The following is a 16860-nucleotide window of genomic DNA, read 5'->3' on the forward strand; positions in this document are numbered from 1 at the left end:
GATGGACTGTGTGTTTTGCCGTGAAGACGGCGGCGAAGTGCTGTGGTCGGACGACACGTTGCGCGTCGTCCTCGCCGACGAGCCCGACTGGCCGGGCTTGTGCCGCGTGATCTGGGGCGCGCACGTCGCCGAAATGTCCGATTTGTCGGATGGCGACCGCGCGCGCGTGATGACCGCGGTGAACGGCGTCGAGCGCGCGATGCGCCGCGTGCTCGTGCCCGAGAAGATCAATCTGGCGAGCTTGGGCAATCAGGTGCCGCACGTCCACTGGCACGTCATTCCGCGCTTTTCCAACGATTCGCGTTTCCCTCTGCCGATCTGGGCGCCGCGTCAGCGCACGGTCTCCGAGTCGCAGCTGTCGAAGCGCCGCGCGCAGGCCACGCTGCTGCGCGAACAACTGCGCAACGAGCTGAACCAGGTGTTCGGCACTCAATAAGACGACTTCATCATGACCGGACTCACTTCAACCACGCCGATTCCGACCGGCGTCGTCGTGCATTCGAAATCCCGTGTGCTCGAACTGCAATACGGCGACACGTCGTATCGCGTGCCGTTCGAACTGCTGCGCGTCTATTCGCCGTCGGCGGAAGTGCAGGGGCACGGGCCGGGGCAGGAAACGCTGCAGACGGGCAAGCGCGACGTGACGATCATCGGCATCGATCCGGTCGGTCATTACGCGCTGCAACTCAATTTCTCTGACGGCCACAATACCGGCATCTATTCTTGGGACATCCTCCACGACTTGGCGACGCGTCAGGAGGCACTGTGGGGCGAGTATCTGGCGAAGCTGGAAGCCGCGGGCGTGGACCGCGATACTCCGATGGCCGAGAAGCCGTCCGGTGGACATTGCCACTGACTCATACCGAAGCGGCATAACGCCGCACAGCCGGCGCGATGATTGCGCAGACTAGAACGAACAAACAGGCGAGGAAGAAGCACGATGAGCAAGACCCACTTCGGATACGAAACGGTCGACGAGCGGGACAAGGCGAAGAAAGTGGCGGGCGTGTTTCACTCCGTCGCGAGCAACTACGACTTGATGAACGACCTGATGTCCGGCGGAATGCATCGGATCTGGAAACACTTCACGATCGGGCAAGCCAAGGTGCGGCCGGGCTACAAGGTGCTGGACATCGCAGGCGGCACGGGCGATCTGGCGATGGCTTTCGCGAAACAGGCGGGCGAAACCGGCGAAGTCTGGCACACGGACATCAATGAATCAATGCTGCGCGTCGGGCGTGACCGGCTGATCGACAAGGGCGTGCTGACGCCGACGCTGTTGTGCGACGCTGAGAAAATCCCGTTTCCGGACAATTATTTCAATGTGGTTACGGTTGCGTTCGGTTTGCGTAACATGACGCACAAGGACGGCGCACTGGCCGAAATGGCGCGGGTCATCAAGCCGGGCGGCAAGCTGCTGGTGCTAGAGTTCTCGAAAGTGTGGGAGCCGCTGAAGAAGCCGTACGATATCTACAGTTTCAAGATTTTGCCGTGGCTTGGCGAAAAAGTGGCCAAAGATGCGGACAGCTATCGGTACCTTGCCGAGTCCATCCGCATGCACCCGGACCAGGAAACCCTAAAAACAATGATGGAACAAGCGGGCCTGGATCGAGTCGAATATTACAATTTGTCAGGTGGCGTGGTAGCGTTACACGTCGGGACTAAATTTTAGTGTTCCACTCTCTTAAGGATTCGATATGTTCGATTCGCGCAAACCCCAATCCCGGGGTTTCCTGAACCTCTTCTTCAGGAAGGCCGGAATCTTGGCGCTGGCTGGCGTTATTGCGGCTGGCGCAATCTTCGCGGAATCGGCGGAAGCCAAGCGCATGGGCGGCGGGCGCAGCATGGGCCGGCAGTCGGCCAATGCCACGCAGCAGCATCAGGCGACGCCGCCGTCGCAATCCATGCAGCAGGGCCAGCCGGGCCAGGCCGCGCAAGCCCAGCGGGCGCAACCCGCGCCCGCAGCGCCGGCCGCGGCGCAACCCGCGCGCAACCGCTGGCTAGGACCGATCGCCGGTCTCGCGGCGGGTCTGGGCATCGCTGCGCTGCTGTCGCACTTCGGGCTGGGCGAAGCGTTCGCCGGCGCGATGGCCAACATGATCATGATCGCGTTGATCGTGCTGGCGGCCGTCATGCTGTTCCGCTTCATCATGCGCAAGCGTCAGGGCAACCAGGGCAACGGCGCGCCCGCGTATGCCGGCGCGGGCTCGGCCTCGGGTTCGCCGTACGGCGCGACCGCGCGCACGAGCCTGAACCAGGACCCGCCGCAGGTGCCGCAACAGCCGACGGGCTTTGGCGCGAACTACATCGAGTCCGCGGCCCCGCAGCAGGCCGTGCCGGCGAACGTGCCGGCGGGCTTCGACACCGAAGCGTTCGTGCGCAACGCCAAGGTTTACTTCGTGCGTCTGCAGGACGCGTGGGACCGCGGCAATGTCAACGACATCCGCGAGTTCACGACGCCTGAAATGTTCGCCGAAGTGAAACTCGACGTCGATGCACGCGGCAGCGCGCCGAATCGCACGGACGTGGTGCAGCTCAACGCCGATGTCCTCGGCGTCGAGGATCGCCCGGCCGAGTATCTCGCGAGCGTGCGCTTCCACGGCCTGATCCGCGAGTCGGAAGGCGCGGCGGCAGAGCCGTTCGTCGAGATCTGGAATCTGTCGAAGCAGAAAGCGGGCAACGAAGGGTGGCTGCTGGCGGGGATTCAGCAGGTCAGTTGAGCGTGACCGCGCGCCGGGGCGCGAGTCCCCGGCCGCCGCCATCGGCCGAATGGCCAGGAGCCGGCAGCCGTCAGTGTGATCGTCGGTTGCGGCGGTAGAATAGAAACCCGCGCGAGCTTCTCGCGCGGGTTTTTTCATCTCATAGCCGATGACGAACGCAGACGAATCCGCCCGTCCCGTAGCAAATCCCGCCTTGAAGACCGCGTCCAGTGGGTTCGCGGCCGCCGTGAATCATCTGCTAGCGCGCGAGCCCTGGGCTCGTGAACGCGTGAAGCCGTACGCCGGCAAGTGCGTGAAGCTGTCGTGCACGCCGGTTTCGATCGCGCTCGTGGTGCAGCCCGACGGTCTCTTCGCCGCCACCACTGCGGCGGAAGCCGGCGTATTCGACGTCACCATAGCCGTGCCGATCGACGCGCTGCCCGCGTTTCTGCAAGGCGGCCAGGCCGCGGTGATGAAGCACGTGCGCATCGAAGGCGACGCCGAATTCGCGACGACGCTTGCTAAGCTCGCGGAGCATCTGCGCTGGGACCCCGAGGAGGACCTCGCGCGCGTGATCGGCGACGCGCCCGCGCATCGCGTGGGGCTCATAGCGCGCGCGGTGCAGGAGCAGGCTCAGCGCACCGGCCGTAATCTGCTGGACACCTTCACCGAGTATTTCCTCGACGAGCGTCCGCAACTCGTGCGCAAGAGCGCGCTCGACGCGTTCAACGCCGAACTGTCGAAAACGCGCGATGCGCTTGCGCGCGTCGAAAAGCGCATCGAACGAATCGAACAAAGAGCTGATCAATCAAGACCGGATCCCGGCGCCTCAGCGCGAACCGGTGGCGAGTCCGTGCGCGACTCGCACAAATAACGAGCTGAAGCGAATCCGAACATGCGTTTTCTGCGTTTCCTCAAGATTTTTTTCACGATCGTCCGCTTCGGGCTCGATGAGCTCGTGATGAGCGGCATCGACGATCGCCGTGTGCGCTTTCTCATGCGCATCACGACATTCGGCCGCAGGTTCAATATTGAGCGTGGCATCCGGCTGCGGCTCGCGCTGGAAAGTCTCGGCCCGATCTTTGTCAAGTTCGGCCAGGTTCTGTCGACGCGGCGCGACCTTTTGCCCGTCGATATCGCCGACGAACTCGCGAAGCTCCAGGACCGCGTGCCGCCGTTCGATTCGGCGGTGGCGGTAGCCATCATCGAGAAATCGCTCGGCGCGCCGATCGACGTATTGTTCGACGATTTCGAGCGCGTGCCGGTGGCGAGCGCGTCGATCGCGCAGGTGCATTTCGCGAAAATCAAGAACGGCGAGCATGCGGGCAAGCACGTCGCGGTGAAGGTGCTGCGTCCGGGCATGCTGCCGGTGATCGACTCCGATCTCGCGCTCCTGCGCGACATCGCTATCTGGGCCGAGCGCCTGTGGGCGGACGGCCGGCGTCTGAAGCCGCGCGAGGTGGTCGCCGAATTCGACAAATATCTGCACGACGAACTCGACCTGATGCGCGAGGCCGCCAACGGCAGCCAGTTGCGCCGCAATTTCCAAGGGCTCGACCTGCTGCTCGTGCCGGAGATGTATTGGGATATGTCGGCGCCTACGGTGCTCGTCATGGAGCGCATGGTCGGCGTGCCGATCAGCCAGGTCGAAACCTTGCGCGCGGCGGGCGTCGATATTCCGAAGCTCGCGCGCGAAGGCGTCGAAATTTTCTTCACGCAGGTGTTCCGCGACGGTTTTTTCCACGCCGACATGCACCCCGGCAACATCCAGGTCAGCCTCGATCCGGCGACGTTCGGGCGGTACATCGCGCTCGATTTCGGGATCGTCGGGGCGCTGTCGGATTTCGACAAAAACTATCTCGCGCAGAACTTCCTCGCGTTCTTCAAGCGCGACTATCACCGCGTCGCGACGCTGCACCTCGAATCCGGCTGGGTGCCGCCGAGCACGCGCGTCGAGGAACTGGAAAGCTCGATTCGCGCCGTCTGCGAGCCGTACTTCGACCGCGCGCTGAAAGACATCTCGCTCGGGCAAGTGCTGATGCGCCTTTTTTCGACGTCGCGCCGCTTCAACGTCGAAATCCAGCCGCAGCTCGTCCTGCTGCAAAAAACGATGCTCAACGTCGAAGGGCTCGGGCGCTCGCTCGACCCGGAGCTCGATCTGTGGAAAACGGCGAAGCCTTATCTCGAGCGCTGGATGAACGAGCAGATCGGCTGGCGCGGCTGGTACGAACGCCTGCAGATGGAAGCGCCGCAGTGGAGCAAGACCATTCCCCAACTGCCGCGGCTCATCCACCATATTCTCGCGGAGCGCCACGACGCGCCGAAGAGCGGCAGCGACGAACTCATGCGCCTCCTGCTCGCCGAGCAGAAACGCACGAACCGTTTGCTCGTGACGCTGCTCGTCGGTGGTCTCATCGCGTTGGCGGGCGCGGGCGTCGTGATCGCACAGTGGTGGCTCGGCCAACCGTGAGGACTTCAGCACCATGAGCGATCCGACGAATCCGGACGTGCCTGACTTCGAAAACCGCGATCCGAATTCGCCCGGTTTCTGGAACGAGCGCTTCGGCCAGCATTTCACGCCGTGGGATCAGGCCGGCGTGCCGGAGGCGTTCAAGACCTTCGTCGCCGCGCGGCAGACGCAGAACGTGCTGATTCCCGGCTGCGGCAGCGCGTATGAAGCGCGCTATCTCGCCGAACGCGGCTGGCCGGTGCGCGCGATCGACTTCGCGGCCGGCGCGGTCGTGGCGGCGCGCGCGCAGTTGGGCGCGCACGCGGGTCTCGTCGAAGAAGCGGATTTCTTCGCCTACGAGCCGCCATTTTCGACTGACTGGGTCTATGAACGCGCCTTTCTCTGCGCGCTGCCGAAAGACCGCTGGGAGAACTACGCCGACCGCATGGCGGCTCTTCTGAAGCCGGGCGCATTGCTCGCGGGCTTCTTTTTCATCGGCTCGACGCCGAAAGGGCCGCCTTTTGGCATCGAGCGCGGTGAACTGGACGCGCTGCTGTCGCCGCACTTCGAGCTGATCGAAGACCGCGAGGTGAGCGGCTCGCTACCCGTGTTCGCCGGACGCGAGCGCTGGATGACCTGGCGGCGTTTTTGAGCGGCATGGCTTGAAATGTGTCGACTGTGCCCTGAAATATCGGGCGACTAATCTTGTATCCGCGATCCCGAAAATCGCGGGTCAATATGGGTTTGCGGCTATAATTCAAGGCTTTGCAAGCGTCGACAGATCATTGTAGGAAGAGTGCCATGCCGATTTACGCGTACCGCTGCGCACATTGCGGCCATGAAAAAGACGTGCTTCAGAAACTGAGCGATGCGCCGCTCACGCAATGTCCCGCCTGCGGAAAGGACACGTTTTCGAAGCAGGTGACCGCCGCCGGATTCCAGTTGAAGGGCTCGGGCTGGTACGTCACCGATTTCCGTGGCGGCAACAGCGCATCGAAAGAGGGCAACGCCGCGCCGAACGCGCCGGCGGCGAAATCGGATGATGCGTCCTCCAGTTCCGCCAGCTCGAACGATTCGAACAGTTCGAACAGTTCGAACAGTTCGAACAGTTCGAACAGTTCGAACGCGAGCGATAGCGCGACTCCGGCGAGCACTGCGTCGTCGGAAGCCGCCAAGCCCGCTGCGGGCGCGTCCGCATCGTCGGGCGCTGCCTGAAACGCAAGACGGCCGGTCCGTTCGGCCGCAACCCGCAGATGATCTCGCCGACCGCGCCTGAAACCGGCGCGGCCCGCCTCAAGCCGAATCTCCAACGCAACCGAGAGCCGGCGCAGCCTTCGCCCGTGTAAATGACGACGAAAAAGACTACGCTGAAAACCGTGTTCCTCACCGGCCTGCTCGTGCTGGTGCCGCTCGCGATCACCTTGTGGGTGCTGGGACTCGTCATCGGGACGATGGATCAGACGTTGCTTCTCCTGCCGCAGTCGTGGCAGCCCGAGCGCGTCGTCGGGTTCCATCTGCCGGGCGTCGGCGCGGTGCTGACGCTCGCGTTCATTTTCGTCGTCGGCTTGCTGACGCAGAATTTCGTCGGACAGAAGCTCGTGAAATGGTGGGACGCGATCCTGCGTCATATCCCGGTGGTCGGGCCGCTGTACACGAGCGTCAAGCAGGTATCGGACACGTTGCTCTCTTCGAGCGGCAATGCGTTCCGCAAGGCGCTTCTGATCGAGTATCCGCGCAAGGGCTCGTACACCATCGGCTTTCTGACGGGCATTCCGGGCGGCGACGTGCTGAATCATCTCGACGAAGATCACGTGAGCGTCTACGTGCCGACGACGCCGAATCCGACGTCCGGTTTTTTCCTGATGATGCCGAAAAGCGAAGTCGTCGAACTGGACATGACCGTCGACGCCGCACTGAAGTACATCGTCTCGATGGGCGTGGTGGCGCCTTCGACGAGCGCGCCGGCATCGGTCGCGCCCGCCCGCCGCCCCACCGAGCCGCCGATGTAATGCCGGCGCGCGCATTCGCGAGTCTGCCGAAGGAAGAGCGAGACCCGAACGCGCGAGCCGTTGATCAACGAACAACGAAAGACACAACATCATGTCGATGCGATCTGAATACTGCGGTCTGGTGACCGAGGCCCGACTGGGCGAAACCGTCTCGCTGTGCGGCTGGGTGCATCGCCGCCGCGATCACGGCGGCGTTATCTTCATCGACTTGCGCGATCGCGAAGGGCTCGTTCAGGTCGTCTGCGACCCGGACCGCGCCGAGATGTTCAAGGTGGCCGAAGGCGTGCGCAACGAATTCTGCGTGCGCGTGCAGGGCGTTGTGCGCAACCGTCCCGAAGGCACCGTCAACGCCAATCTGACGAGCGGCAAGATCGAAGTGCTGTGCCACGAGCTGACCGTGCTGAACGCGTCGGTCACGCCGCCGTTCCAGCTCGACGACGACAATCTCTCCGAGACCACGCGTCTCACGCATCGCGTGCTCGACCTGCGCCGTCCGCAGATGCAGAAGAATTTGCGCCTGCGCTATCGCGTCGCGATGGAAGTGCGCAAGTATCTGGACGCCCAAGGTTTCATCGACATCGAAACGCCGATGCTGACCAAGAGCACGCCGGAAGGCGCGCGCGATTACCTTGTGCCGTCGCGCGTGAACGCCGGCCAGTTCTTCGCGCTGCCGCAATCTCCGCAGCTCTTCAAGCAGTTGCTGATGGTCGCCAACTTCGACCGTTATTACCAGATCACCAAGTGCTTCCGCGACGAAGACCTGCGCGCCGACCGTCAACCGGAATTCACGCAGATCGACTGCGAAACCTCGTTCCTCACCGAGCAGGAAATCCGCGATCTGTTCGAAGCGATGATCCAGCATGTCTTCAAGGAGACGATGGACGTCGAACTGCCCGCGAAATTCCCGGTCATGCTGTATTCGGAAGCGATGCGCCGCTTCGGTTCGGACAAGCCCGACCTGCGCGTGAAGCTCGAATTCGCCGATCTCACGGATGCCGTGAGGGACGTCGACTTCAAGGTGTTCTCGATGCCGGCGAACTCGAAGGATGGCCGCGTCGCTGCCTTGCGTGTGCCGAAGGGCGGCGAGCTCTCGCGTGGCGACATCGACGGCTATACGGAATTCGTGCGCATCTACGGCGCGAAGGGTCTCGCGTGGATCAAGATCAACGACAAGACCAAAGGCCGCGACGGTCTGCAAAGCCCGATCGTGAAGAATCTGCATGACGCGGCGATCGCGGCGATCCTCGAGCGCACGGCGGCGGAAGACGGCGACATCATCTTCTTCGCAGCGGATCGCGCGAAGGTCGTGAACGACAGCCTCGGCGCGCTGCGCCTGAAGATCGGTCATTCGGAATTCGGCAAGGCCAACGGCCTGCTCGAAACCGGCTGGAAGCCGCTGTGGGTCATCGACTTCCCGATGTTCGAATTCGATGAGGAAGAGAACCGCCACGTCGCCGCACATCATCCGTTCACGAGCCCGAAGGACGAGCACCTCGAATATCTCGAAACCGATCCGGGTCGCTGCCTCGCGAAGGCGTACGACATGGTGCTGAACGGCTGGGAAATCGGCGGCGGCTCCGTGCGTATCTTCCAGGAAGAGGTGCAGAGCAAGGTGTTCCGCGCGCTCAAGATCGGCGCGGAAGAAGCGCGCCTGAAGTTCGGCTTCCTGCTCGACGCGCTGCAGTACGGCGCGCCGCCGCACGGTGGCATCGCGTTCGGTCTCGACCGCATCGTTACGCTGATGTCAGGCGCCGATTCGATCCGCGACACGATCGCGTTCCCGAAGACGCAACGCGCGCAGGACTTGCTCACGCAAGCGCCGAGCGAAGTGGACGAGCGCCAGTTGCGCGAACTGCACATCCGTCTGCGTCAGCCGGAACAGAAGGCGCATTAAGCAGATTCAGTTGTCGTAGTGATGAAAAAGGCGCCGGGTGCGCCTTTTTCATTTTTTGCGTTACAGTCTCCAAGCCCATGCAGACAAAGAAACGCGCGTTCAAAACGACATGCTCAAGCCGCCGAAAATCCCCGAATCCGTACTCGTCGTCATTCACACGCCGGATCTCGACGTGCTCATCATCGAACGCGCGGATCACAAGGGCTTCTGGCAATCGGTGACGGGCTCGAAGGATCGCATCGACGAGCCGTTCATCGAGACCGCCGTGCGCGAAGTGCAGGAAGAGACGGGCATCGTGATCGGCGGCGCGCTGGTGCCGGAAGCCGCGCTCATCGACTGGCATCACAGCATTCAGTACGAGATCTATCCGCAATGGCGGCATCGCTATGCGGAAGGCATCGTGCACAACACCGAACATCAGTTCAGTCTGTGCGTGCCGCATTGTCTCGAAGTGACACTCGCGCCGCGCGAACACACCGCACACTTGTGGCTGCCGTTCCGGGAGGCCGCAGACCGGTGCTTCTCGTGGTCGAACCGGGAAGCCATTCTCCAACTGCCCGAGCGCCTCGCGGCGCATAGCCGGTGATCGGACTGCGCCCTCGGCGCAGTTTCAAGCGGCTGCGCCAGGCGATGTTTTCTGGCCGTCGGCCGCCGCGCTTGTGCTTCACGGCCGGCAATCACGTGCGGCTCTTCAGGACCGGCGAGCAGTTTTTTCCGGCGTTGATCGAGCGCATCGACAACGCGAAGAAATCAGTGTCGCTGGAAACCTACATCTTCGCCAACGACGACATCGGACGTGCCGTCTCCGATGCGTTCGTGCGCGCGGCCGAACGCGGCATCACGGTTCGTGTGATCACGGATGGCATCGGCACCCAAAGCAATCTGCCGATGTTCAAGCTGTGGCAGGAGCGCGGCGTCGAGCATCGCATCTACAACCCGCATCTGTTGTTCGGCCCGCAAGGCTGGTCGCGCACGCATCGCAAGCTCGCGCTGATCGACGAGACGTACGCGTTTTGCGGCGGCATCAATATCATCGACGACTACGAACAGAACGGCACGCGCCTCGAATGGCCGCGCTGGGATTTTGCGATGGAAGCGCAAGGCCCCGTCGTCAAGGACGTGCGCGAGGCGTTCGATCTGCAATGGCAGCGCATTCGTCTCGGCGTGAAACCGCGTCAGCCTTCGCAACCAGGAAGCGAGCCGCAGGAAGACGAGCGCGCGCCGGGCCGCTGGAACACGCGCCGCGCGATGCTGGCGCGCAGGCGCGCGCGGCTCGGCGAGATTCACGCGGTCGATCAGCCGTGCATCGCCTTTGTCGCGCGCGACAATCTGCTGAATCGACGCGCGATCGAAAAGGCGTATCTGCGGGCCATCGCGCACGCCGAGAGCGAAGTCTTGCTCGCGAATCCGTACTTCATGCCAGGGCGCAAGCTGCGGCGCGCGCTCGTTCATGCGGCTGAGCGCGGGGTGCGCGTGTCGCTCGTCATCGGCCGCAAGGAATTCGTCGCGCTCGATTACGCCACGCCCTTTCTCTACGGCAACCTGCTGAAGCACGGCGTGCGCATCGCCGAATACGAGAAAACAATGCTTCACGGTAAGGTCGCTGTCGTGGACGCGGACTGGGCGACGATCGGCTCCTCCAACCTCGATGCGCTTTCACTCGTGCTCAATAACGAGGCTAACATGGTGCTCGTGAATCATCCGGAGATTGCCGAATTGCACGACGCGATTCTTCAGGCTTTCGACGAAGGCCGTCCCATCGACGAAAAACACTACGCGTCGCGACCGCTTACCGAGCGGATGCTTAATTGGCTTGCCTATAACGGCTACCGTCTGATGATGAAAATGATCACCATCGGCCAGTACGATTAATCTGGCAATCGGCAGCCAATACGCAAGAATAAAGGCCGGCAAGCAAATTTAGATAAAGCCTCCCACGAACTGGGAACTCGGGCAGTCACTTACAGGCAGTCCGTACATAAAACGCGACAATGGCCGCGGGCAATGTTGAGATTTATCCTATAGACATTTCCGGGCGTTTTAGAAACGCGTATCTAAAAATTTGCTTGTATCAGAAACGTTCGGCCACAATAATAGAACGGCCGTTCGATTTTACGGGTCACACAAGAACGGTAGGGACATCATGCGAAAAGGCGAACAGACGCGGGCCGCGATTCTCGACGCAGCATTGGAATTGGCGAGCCGTGACGGTCTTGAAGGGCTGACGATCGGCCTGTTGGCCGAACGGATGCAGATGAGCAAGAGCGGTGTGTTTGCGCATTTCGGGTCGCGCGAGGATCTGCAGGTGGAAGTGGTGCGGGAGTACCACAGGCGCTTCGAAGATGAAGTGTTCTTTCCGAGCCTGCGCGAAGCACGCGGCCTGCCGCGATTGCGCGCGATGATGAATCGCTGGATGGAAAAACGCATCCAGGAAGTGACCACGGGTTGTATCTACATCAGCGGAGCGGTCGAGTACGACGACCGAGCCGCGAGCGCCGTGCGCGAGCAGTTGGTGCACAGCGTGAGCATGTGGCGCGAGGCGCTGTTGCGCGCGATCCGCCAGTCGAAGGACGAAGGGCATCTGAAGGCGGAGACCGATCCGCATCTGATGCTGTTCGAGCTGTACAGCTTTACGCTCGGCCTGCATCACGACGCGCGCTTCCTGCATCTGCCGGAAGCGGTGCAACTGACGCGGGACGCGCTGGAGAAGACGATCGTGTCCTATCAGACGCCGAATGGGAACGCCGAAGCCGGCGCCTCGCAGCCGGCGCCGAACGGGGCCACGAACGCGACTTCGCATCAAACCGATAGCCGTTAGCGGCGCCGTTCGCATCGACAAGGTGGTTCGGCGGCGCGCAAACCAGAAGCCCGAGGAAACTGGAGAAACACATGGGACAGTACGCCGCCCCCCTTCGCGACATGCAGTTCGTGCTGCACGAAGTGCTGAAGGTCGAAGCTGAATTGAAGAGCATGCCCAAGCATGCCGACCTCGACGCCGACACCATCAATCAGGTGCTCGAGCAAGCCGGCAAGTTCTGCTCTGAAGTCGTGTTTCCGCTCAACCAGAGCGGCGACCGCGAAGGCTGCGCTTACGAGGGCGACGGCGTCGTGAAGACGCCTGCCGGCTTCAAGGAAGCCTACCGCCAGTACATTGATGCAGGCTGGCCCGCGCTCGGGTGCGATCCCGAGTACGGCGGCCAGGGCTTGCCCGCGTTCGTGAACAATGCGCTTTACGAAATGCTGAACTCCGCGAACCAGGCCTGGACGATGTATCCGGGTCTTTCGCACGGCGCATACGAATGCCTGCACGCGCACGGCACGCCGGAACAGAAATCGACCTATCTGCCGAAGCTCGTCTCGGGCGAGTGGACCGGCACGATGTGCCTGACGGAACCACATTGCGGAACGGACCTGGGCATGTTGCGTACGAAGGCCGAGCCGAACTCCGATGGTTCGTACGCGCTCACCGGCACGAAGATCTTTATTTCGAGCGGCGAGCACGACATGGCGGAGAACATCGTCCATCTGGTGCTCGCGCGTCTGCCGGGCGCGCCGATGGGCACCAAGGGCATCTCACTCTTCATCGTGCCGAAGTTCTTACCGAATGCGAGCGGCGCGGTGGGCCAGCGCAACGGCATCAAGTGCGGCTCGATCGAGCACAAGATGGGCATTCACGGCAACGCGACTTGCGTGATGAATCTCGACGGCGCGACGGGCTGGCTCGTCGGCGAGGCGAACAAGGGCTTGAACGCGATGTTCGTGATGATGAACGCGGCGCGCCTGGGCGTCGGCATGCAGGGGCTCGGTCTCACTGAGGTTGCTTATCAGAACTCGCTCGTGTATGCAAAGGAGCGCTTGCAGATGCGTGCGCTCACGGGCCCGAAAGCGCCCGAGAAGCCTGCCGATCCGATCATCGTGCATCCGGACGTGCGGCGCATGCTGCTCACACAGAAGGCGTATGCCGAAGCGGGCCGCGCATTCACGTACTGGGCGGCATTGAACATCGACAAGGAACTCTCGCATGCGGACGAATCCGTGCGCGCGGAGGCGGCTGATTTCGTCGCGCTGCTGACGCCGGTCATCAAGGCCTTCCTGACGGACAACGCGTTCGAAGGCACGAACATGGGGATGCAGATCTACGGCGGCCACGGCTTCATTTCCGAATGGGGCATGGAGCAGTATGTTCGCGATGCGCGCATCAACATGATCTACGAGGGCACGAACTCGATTCAGGCGCTCGATCTGCTTGGCCGCAAGATTCTCGGCGACATGGGCGCGAAGCTGAAGCGCTTCGGCAAGCTCGTTTCGGATTTCGTCGAGGCCGAGGGTGTGAAGCCCGAGATGCAGGAGTTCATCAATCCGCTCGCGGATATCGGCGAGAAGGTGCAGAAGCTCACGATGGAGATCGGCATGAAGGCCATGCAGAATCCCGATGAGGTTGGCGCTGCGGCCGTGCCTTATATGCGTACCGTCGGGCATCTTGTGTTTTCTTATTTCTGGGCGCGGATGGCGCGGGTTGCTTTGGATCGCGCGGGTTCCGGCGATGCGTTTTATGTCGCCAAGCTGGCGACTGCGCGGTTTTACTTCGCCAAGCTTTTGCCTGAGACGGCTTCGACTATTCGTGCTGCGAGGGCCGGTGCCAAGCCGATGATGGATTTCGACGAAGCGCTTTTCTGATTGCTTTTGTCGTTTGCGTTGGTTTTCGTGGAATCCTGCTTTCGTGTTGGTTTATTAGCGTTGCCCGTGTGCGGGGCGGCAGTCACTTTCTTTGCTGCTGCAAAGAAAGTAACCAAAGAAAGCAGCTTCTCCCAGCCTAAGCACTTCACGCCGGCCGCGGCACAGGCGATTGGCTGAATGGAACCCGGAGTAGCGAGTGCCCTCACAAGCAGAATCGGGCTTGGATCGCACACGGTCTGCCGCCCTATAACGTCAAGCGTGCAGGTTCAGCACAAAATTGCTTCGGCACAGCGCTACGCGCTGCCGCCGGGTTTGCAAGGGAAACCAACGGTATGCTTAGCAATACGCAAGCTCACGCAAACCTGATTGACCGGTCGGCCGCGAAGCGGGCTGGAGCTAAATGGTGCTGAACCAGTCAGTAGTGCGGTGCGATGTGACGGATCGTGCGCGATCCGAGCCCGGTGAGACCTACGAGGGTACTCGCTACTGCCGGACCACGAGAGTAGTTCTGCGCCGCGGCCGGTATGAAGTGCTTAGGCTGGGGATAGCTGTTTCTTTGGTCACTTTCTTTGCAGCAGCAAAGAAAGTGACTGCCGCCCCGCACAGGGGCAGAGCAAATAGACCGACACGAAATCAGGATTCCAAAAAAGAAGCAAAACCAAATCATCACGAACACTAGGAGTGACCCCCTCGTGAGTAATCTGAAAATCAAAAAAGCCGCCGTGCTCGGCGCAGGCGTGATGGGTGCGCAGATCGCCGCGCATCTGATCAACGCCCGCGTCCCGGTGATGCTCTATGACCTTCCGTCAAAGGAAGGCCCGAAGAACGCCATCGCGCTGAAAGCGATAGACAACCTCAAAAAGCTCTCCCCAGCACCGCTGGGAATAAAAGACGACGCGCACTACATCGAGCCCGCGAACTACGACGACGACATCGAGCAACTCAAAACCTGCGATCTCGTGATCGAAGCCATCGCCGAGCGCATGGACTGGAAGCACGATCTCTACAAGAAGGTCTCGCCGCATATCGCGCCGAACGCGATCTTCGCGACCAATACATCGGGTCTGTCGATCACCGAGTTATCGGAAGGCTTCGGCGACGAACTCAAAGCGCGTTTCTGCGGCGTGCATTTCTTCAATCCGCCGCGCTACATGCATCTGGTCGAGCTCATCCCGACCACGGCAACGAAACCCGAAATCCTCGATCAGCTCGAAACCTTCCTGACGAGCGTGGTCGGCAAGGGCGTCGTGCGCGCGAAAGACACGCCGAACTTCATCGCGAATCGCGTGGGCGTTTTTTCGATTCTCGCGGTGATCGCGGAAGCGGAAAAATTCGGCCTGCGTTTCGATGAAGTCGACGATCTCACTGGCTCGCGTCTCGGCCGCGCGAAATCGGCAACCTTCCGCACTGCGGATGTCGTCGGTCTCGACACGATGGCGCACGTCATCAAGACGATGCAGGACAACCTGCCCGACGATCCCTTCTTCGCCGTCTACAAGACGCCGCCCGTGCTCGAAGCGCTCGTGCAAAACGGCGCGCTCGGCCAGAAAGCCGGCGCCGGTTTCTATCGCAAGGAAGGCAAGGCGATCAAGGTGCTCGACCCGAAGACCGCGTCCTATGTCGATGGCGGCGCGAAGGCCGACGAACTCATCGGCCGGATTCTCAAGCGCCCGCCCGCCGAGCGCTTCAAGCTCCTGCGCGAAACGGACAACAAACAGGCGCAATTCCTCTGGGCGATCTTCCGCGACGTGTTCCATTACATCGCGGTGCATCTGGAATCGATCGCCGACAACGCGCGCGACGTCGATCTCGCGATCCGCTGGGGCTTCGGCTGGAATCAGGGGCCGTTCGAAAGCTGGCAAGCGGCGGGCTGGCAGCAGATCGCGCAGTGGGTGCAAGAAGATATCGATGCAGGCAAGGCGCTCTCGAACGCGCCGCTGCCCGCGTGGGTGCTCGACGGTCCCGTCGCCGCGAAGAACGGCGTGCACACGAACGAAGGCTCGTGGTCGCCTGCCGCGCGTCGCTTCGTTGCGCGTTCGACGTTGCCCGTGTACGAGAAGCAAGTGTTCCGCGCGCCGCTCGAAGGTGAGTCGGGCGCCGATCCGAAGACGTTCGGCAAGACTCTCTTCGAAACCGAAAACGTCCGCGCCTGGCTCGATCGCGACGACAGCGACATCGTTATCGTCTCGTTCAAGACGAAGATGAACACGATCGGCCCCGGCGTGATCGACGGTCTCACGCAAGCGATCGAACTCGCGGAGAAGGAATACGCGGGCGTCGTGATCTGGCAACCGACTTCGCTGCAACTCGGCGCGCCGGGCGGACCGTTCTCGGCAGGCGCGAATCTCGAAGAAGCGATGCCCGCGTTCATGATGGGCGGCGCGAAAGGCATCGAGCCGTTCGTGAAGAAATTCCAGCAAGGCATGTTGCGCGTGAAATACGCGAACGTGCCGGTCGTGGCGGCGGTGTCGGGCATCGCGCTCGGCGGCGGCTGTGAGCTGCTGCTGCAATCGGCTGCGCGCGTCGCGCATGTCGAAAGCTATATCGGTCTCGTGGAAGTGGGCGTCGGTCTCGTGCCCGCGGGCGGCGGCCTGAAGGAAGCCGCGTTGCGCGCAGCCGAGGCCGCGAGCGCCGTCAACGCGACGACCGATCTGCTCAAGTTCCTGCAAAAGCCGTTCGAAAACGCGGCGATGGCAAAGGTCTCGTCCTCCGCATTCGATGCCCGCGCGATGGGTTATCTGAAGCCGTCCGACACGATCGTCTTCAACGTGCACGAACTGCTCGACATCGCGAAGAAGGAAGCGCGCGCGTTGAGCGCATCGGGTTATCGGCCGCCGTTGCGCGTGAAGCAGGTGCCGGTTGCGGGCCGCTCGGCGATCTCGACCATCAAGGCGTCGCTGGTCAATATGCGCGATGGGCGCTTCATCAGCGATCACGATTATCTGATCGCGAGCCGCATCGCCGAAGCAGTGTGTGGCGGCGATGTCGAAGCGGGCAGTCTCGTCGACGAGGAATGGCTGCTGGCGCTGGAGCGCCGCGCGTTCGTCGAACTGCTCGGCACGCAAAAGACGCAAGAGCGAATCATGGGCATGTTGCAGACCGGCAAGCCGGTTCGTAACTAATCGCGGAGCG

General features: G+C 62.0%; 15 protein-coding genes. All 15 read left to right on the forward strand.

Annotation, left to right across the window (positions count from 1 at the left end):
* Window position 1: 1 nt before the first annotated feature.
* Entirely contained in the window at window positions 2–436 is a 435-nt protein-coding gene (locus AWB75_RS27180; protein ID WP_061127128.1) for an HIT family protein, read from the forward strand.
* A gap of 12 nt (window positions 437–448) precedes the next feature.
* Window positions 449–856 (forward strand): gamma-butyrobetaine hydroxylase-like domain-containing protein, encoded by a 408-nt coding sequence (locus AWB75_RS27185; protein ID WP_061127129.1) that lies wholly within the window; start codon window positions 449–451, stop codon window positions 854–856.
* Between the two features lie 84 nt (window positions 857–940).
* Complete coding sequence (gene ubiE / locus AWB75_RS27190; RefSeq protein WP_061127130.1) at window positions 941–1672, forward strand: bifunctional demethylmenaquinone methyltransferase/2-methoxy-6-polyprenyl-1,4-benzoquinol methylase UbiE; 732 nt, start codon at window positions 941–943, stop codon at window positions 1670–1672.
* 25 nt (window positions 1673–1697) lie between these two features.
* On the forward strand, window positions 1698–2720 hold the full coding sequence (locus AWB75_RS27195; protein ID WP_061127131.1) for a Tim44 domain-containing protein: 1023 nt from the start codon (window positions 1698–1700) through the stop codon (window positions 2718–2720).
* A 193-nt stretch (window positions 2721–2913) separates the two neighbouring features.
* Entirely contained in the window at window positions 2914–3573 is a 660-nt protein-coding gene (locus AWB75_RS27200) for a ubiquinone biosynthesis accessory factor UbiJ (protein WP_087086892.1), read from the forward strand.
* 21 nt (window positions 3574–3594) lie between these two features.
* The gene (gene ubiB / locus AWB75_RS27205; protein WP_061127133.1) at window positions 3595–5169 is read left to right on the forward strand and encodes a ubiquinone biosynthesis regulatory protein kinase UbiB; all 1575 of its coding nucleotides are present in this window, start codon (window positions 3595–3597) and stop codon (window positions 5167–5169) included.
* Between the two features lie 13 nt (window positions 5170–5182).
* Entirely contained in the window at window positions 5183–5800 is a 618-nt protein-coding gene (locus tag AWB75_RS27210; RefSeq protein WP_061127134.1) for a methyltransferase, read from the forward strand.
* 149 nt (window positions 5801–5949) lie between these two features.
* On the forward strand, window positions 5950–6363 hold the full coding sequence (locus AWB75_RS27215; RefSeq protein ID WP_087086886.1) for an FmdB family zinc ribbon protein: 414 nt from the start codon (window positions 5950–5952) through the stop codon (window positions 6361–6363).
* Between the two features lie 131 nt (window positions 6364–6494).
* The gene (locus tag AWB75_RS27220; RefSeq protein ID WP_061127136.1) at window positions 6495–7157 is read left to right on the forward strand and encodes a DUF502 domain-containing protein; all 663 of its coding nucleotides are present in this window, start codon (window positions 6495–6497) and stop codon (window positions 7155–7157) included.
* 91 nt (window positions 7158–7248) lie between these two features.
* A complete protein-coding gene (aspS, locus tag AWB75_RS27225; protein ID WP_061127137.1) occupies window positions 7249–9051 on the forward strand; it encodes an aspartate--tRNA ligase in 1803 nt (600 codons plus the stop codon).
* Window positions 9052–9160: 109 nt separating this feature from the next.
* Window positions 9161–9637, forward strand: a complete 477-nt coding sequence (nudB, locus tag AWB75_RS27230; protein WP_061127171.1) for a dihydroneopterin triphosphate diphosphatase — start codon at window positions 9161–9163, stop codon at window positions 9635–9637.
* Window positions 9638–9681: 44 nt separating this feature from the next.
* The gene (locus AWB75_RS27235) at window positions 9682–10923 is read left to right on the forward strand and encodes a phospholipase D-like domain-containing protein (RefSeq protein WP_061127138.1); all 1242 of its coding nucleotides are present in this window, start codon (window positions 9682–9684) and stop codon (window positions 10921–10923) included.
* 271 nt (window positions 10924–11194) lie between these two features.
* Complete coding sequence (locus tag AWB75_RS27240; protein ID WP_061127139.1) at window positions 11195–11869, forward strand: TetR/AcrR family transcriptional regulator; 675 nt, start codon at window positions 11195–11197, stop codon at window positions 11867–11869.
* A gap of 71 nt (window positions 11870–11940) precedes the next feature.
* Window positions 11941–13728 carry an acyl-CoA dehydrogenase C-terminal domain-containing protein gene (locus AWB75_RS27245; RefSeq protein ID WP_061127140.1) on the forward strand — a complete coding sequence of 596 codons (1788 nt, stop codon included), beginning with the start codon at window positions 11941–11943 and terminating at the stop codon, window positions 13726–13728.
* Between the two features lie 692 nt (window positions 13729–14420).
* Window positions 14421–16850 (forward strand): 3-hydroxyacyl-CoA dehydrogenase/enoyl-CoA hydratase family protein, encoded by a 2430-nt coding sequence (locus tag AWB75_RS27250; RefSeq protein WP_061127141.1) that lies wholly within the window; start codon window positions 14421–14423, stop codon window positions 16848–16850.
* The last annotated feature ends 10 nt before the right edge of the window (window positions 16851–16860 follow it).

Origin of the sequence: Caballeronia catudaia (genome assembly GCF_001544755.2) — a bacterium.
Lineage (GTDB): Bacteria > Pseudomonadota > Gammaproteobacteria > Burkholderiales > Burkholderiaceae > Caballeronia > Caballeronia catudaia.

Bases quoted from the DNA above. Each gene is read 5' to 3' on its own strand.
- AWB75_RS27245 (WP_061127140.1), top strand. From the start codon at position 11,941: ATGGGACAGTACGCCGCCCCCCTTCGCGACATGCAGTTCGTGCTGCAC.
- aspS (WP_061127137.1), top strand. From the start codon at position 7,249: ATGTCGATGCGATCTGAATACTGCGGTCTGGTGACCGAGGCCCGACTG.
- AWB75_RS27215 (WP_087086886.1), top strand. From the start codon at position 5,950: ATGCCGATTTACGCGTACCGCTGCGCACATTGCGGCCATGAAAAAGAC.
- AWB75_RS27185 (WP_061127129.1), top strand. From the start codon at position 449: ATGACCGGACTCACTTCAACCACGCCGATTCCGACCGGCGTCGTCGTG.
- AWB75_RS27195 (WP_061127131.1), top strand. From the start codon at position 1,698: ATGTTCGATTCGCGCAAACCCCAATCCCGGGGTTTCCTGAACCTCTTC.
- ubiB (WP_061127133.1), top strand. From the start codon at position 3,595: ATGCGTTTTCTGCGTTTCCTCAAGATTTTTTTCACGATCGTCCGCTTC.
- AWB75_RS27180 (WP_061127128.1), top strand. From the start codon at position 2: ATGGACTGTGTGTTTTGCCGTGAAGACGGCGGCGAAGTGCTGTGGTCG.
- AWB75_RS27240 (WP_061127139.1), top strand. From the start codon at position 11,195: ATGCGAAAAGGCGAACAGACGCGGGCCGCGATTCTCGACGCAGCATTG.
- nudB (WP_061127171.1), top strand. From the start codon at position 9,161: ATGCTCAAGCCGCCGAAAATCCCCGAATCCGTACTCGTCGTCATTCAC.
- ubiE (WP_061127130.1), top strand. From the start codon at position 941: ATGAGCAAGACCCACTTCGGATACGAAACGGTCGACGAGCGGGACAAG.
- AWB75_RS27220 (WP_061127136.1), top strand. From the start codon at position 6,495: ATGACGACGAAAAAGACTACGCTGAAAACCGTGTTCCTCACCGGCCTG.
- AWB75_RS27235 (WP_061127138.1), top strand. From the start codon at position 9,682: ATGTTTTCTGGCCGTCGGCCGCCGCGCTTGTGCTTCACGGCCGGCAAT.
- AWB75_RS27210 (WP_061127134.1), top strand. From the start codon at position 5,183: ATGAGCGATCCGACGAATCCGGACGTGCCTGACTTCGAAAACCGCGAT.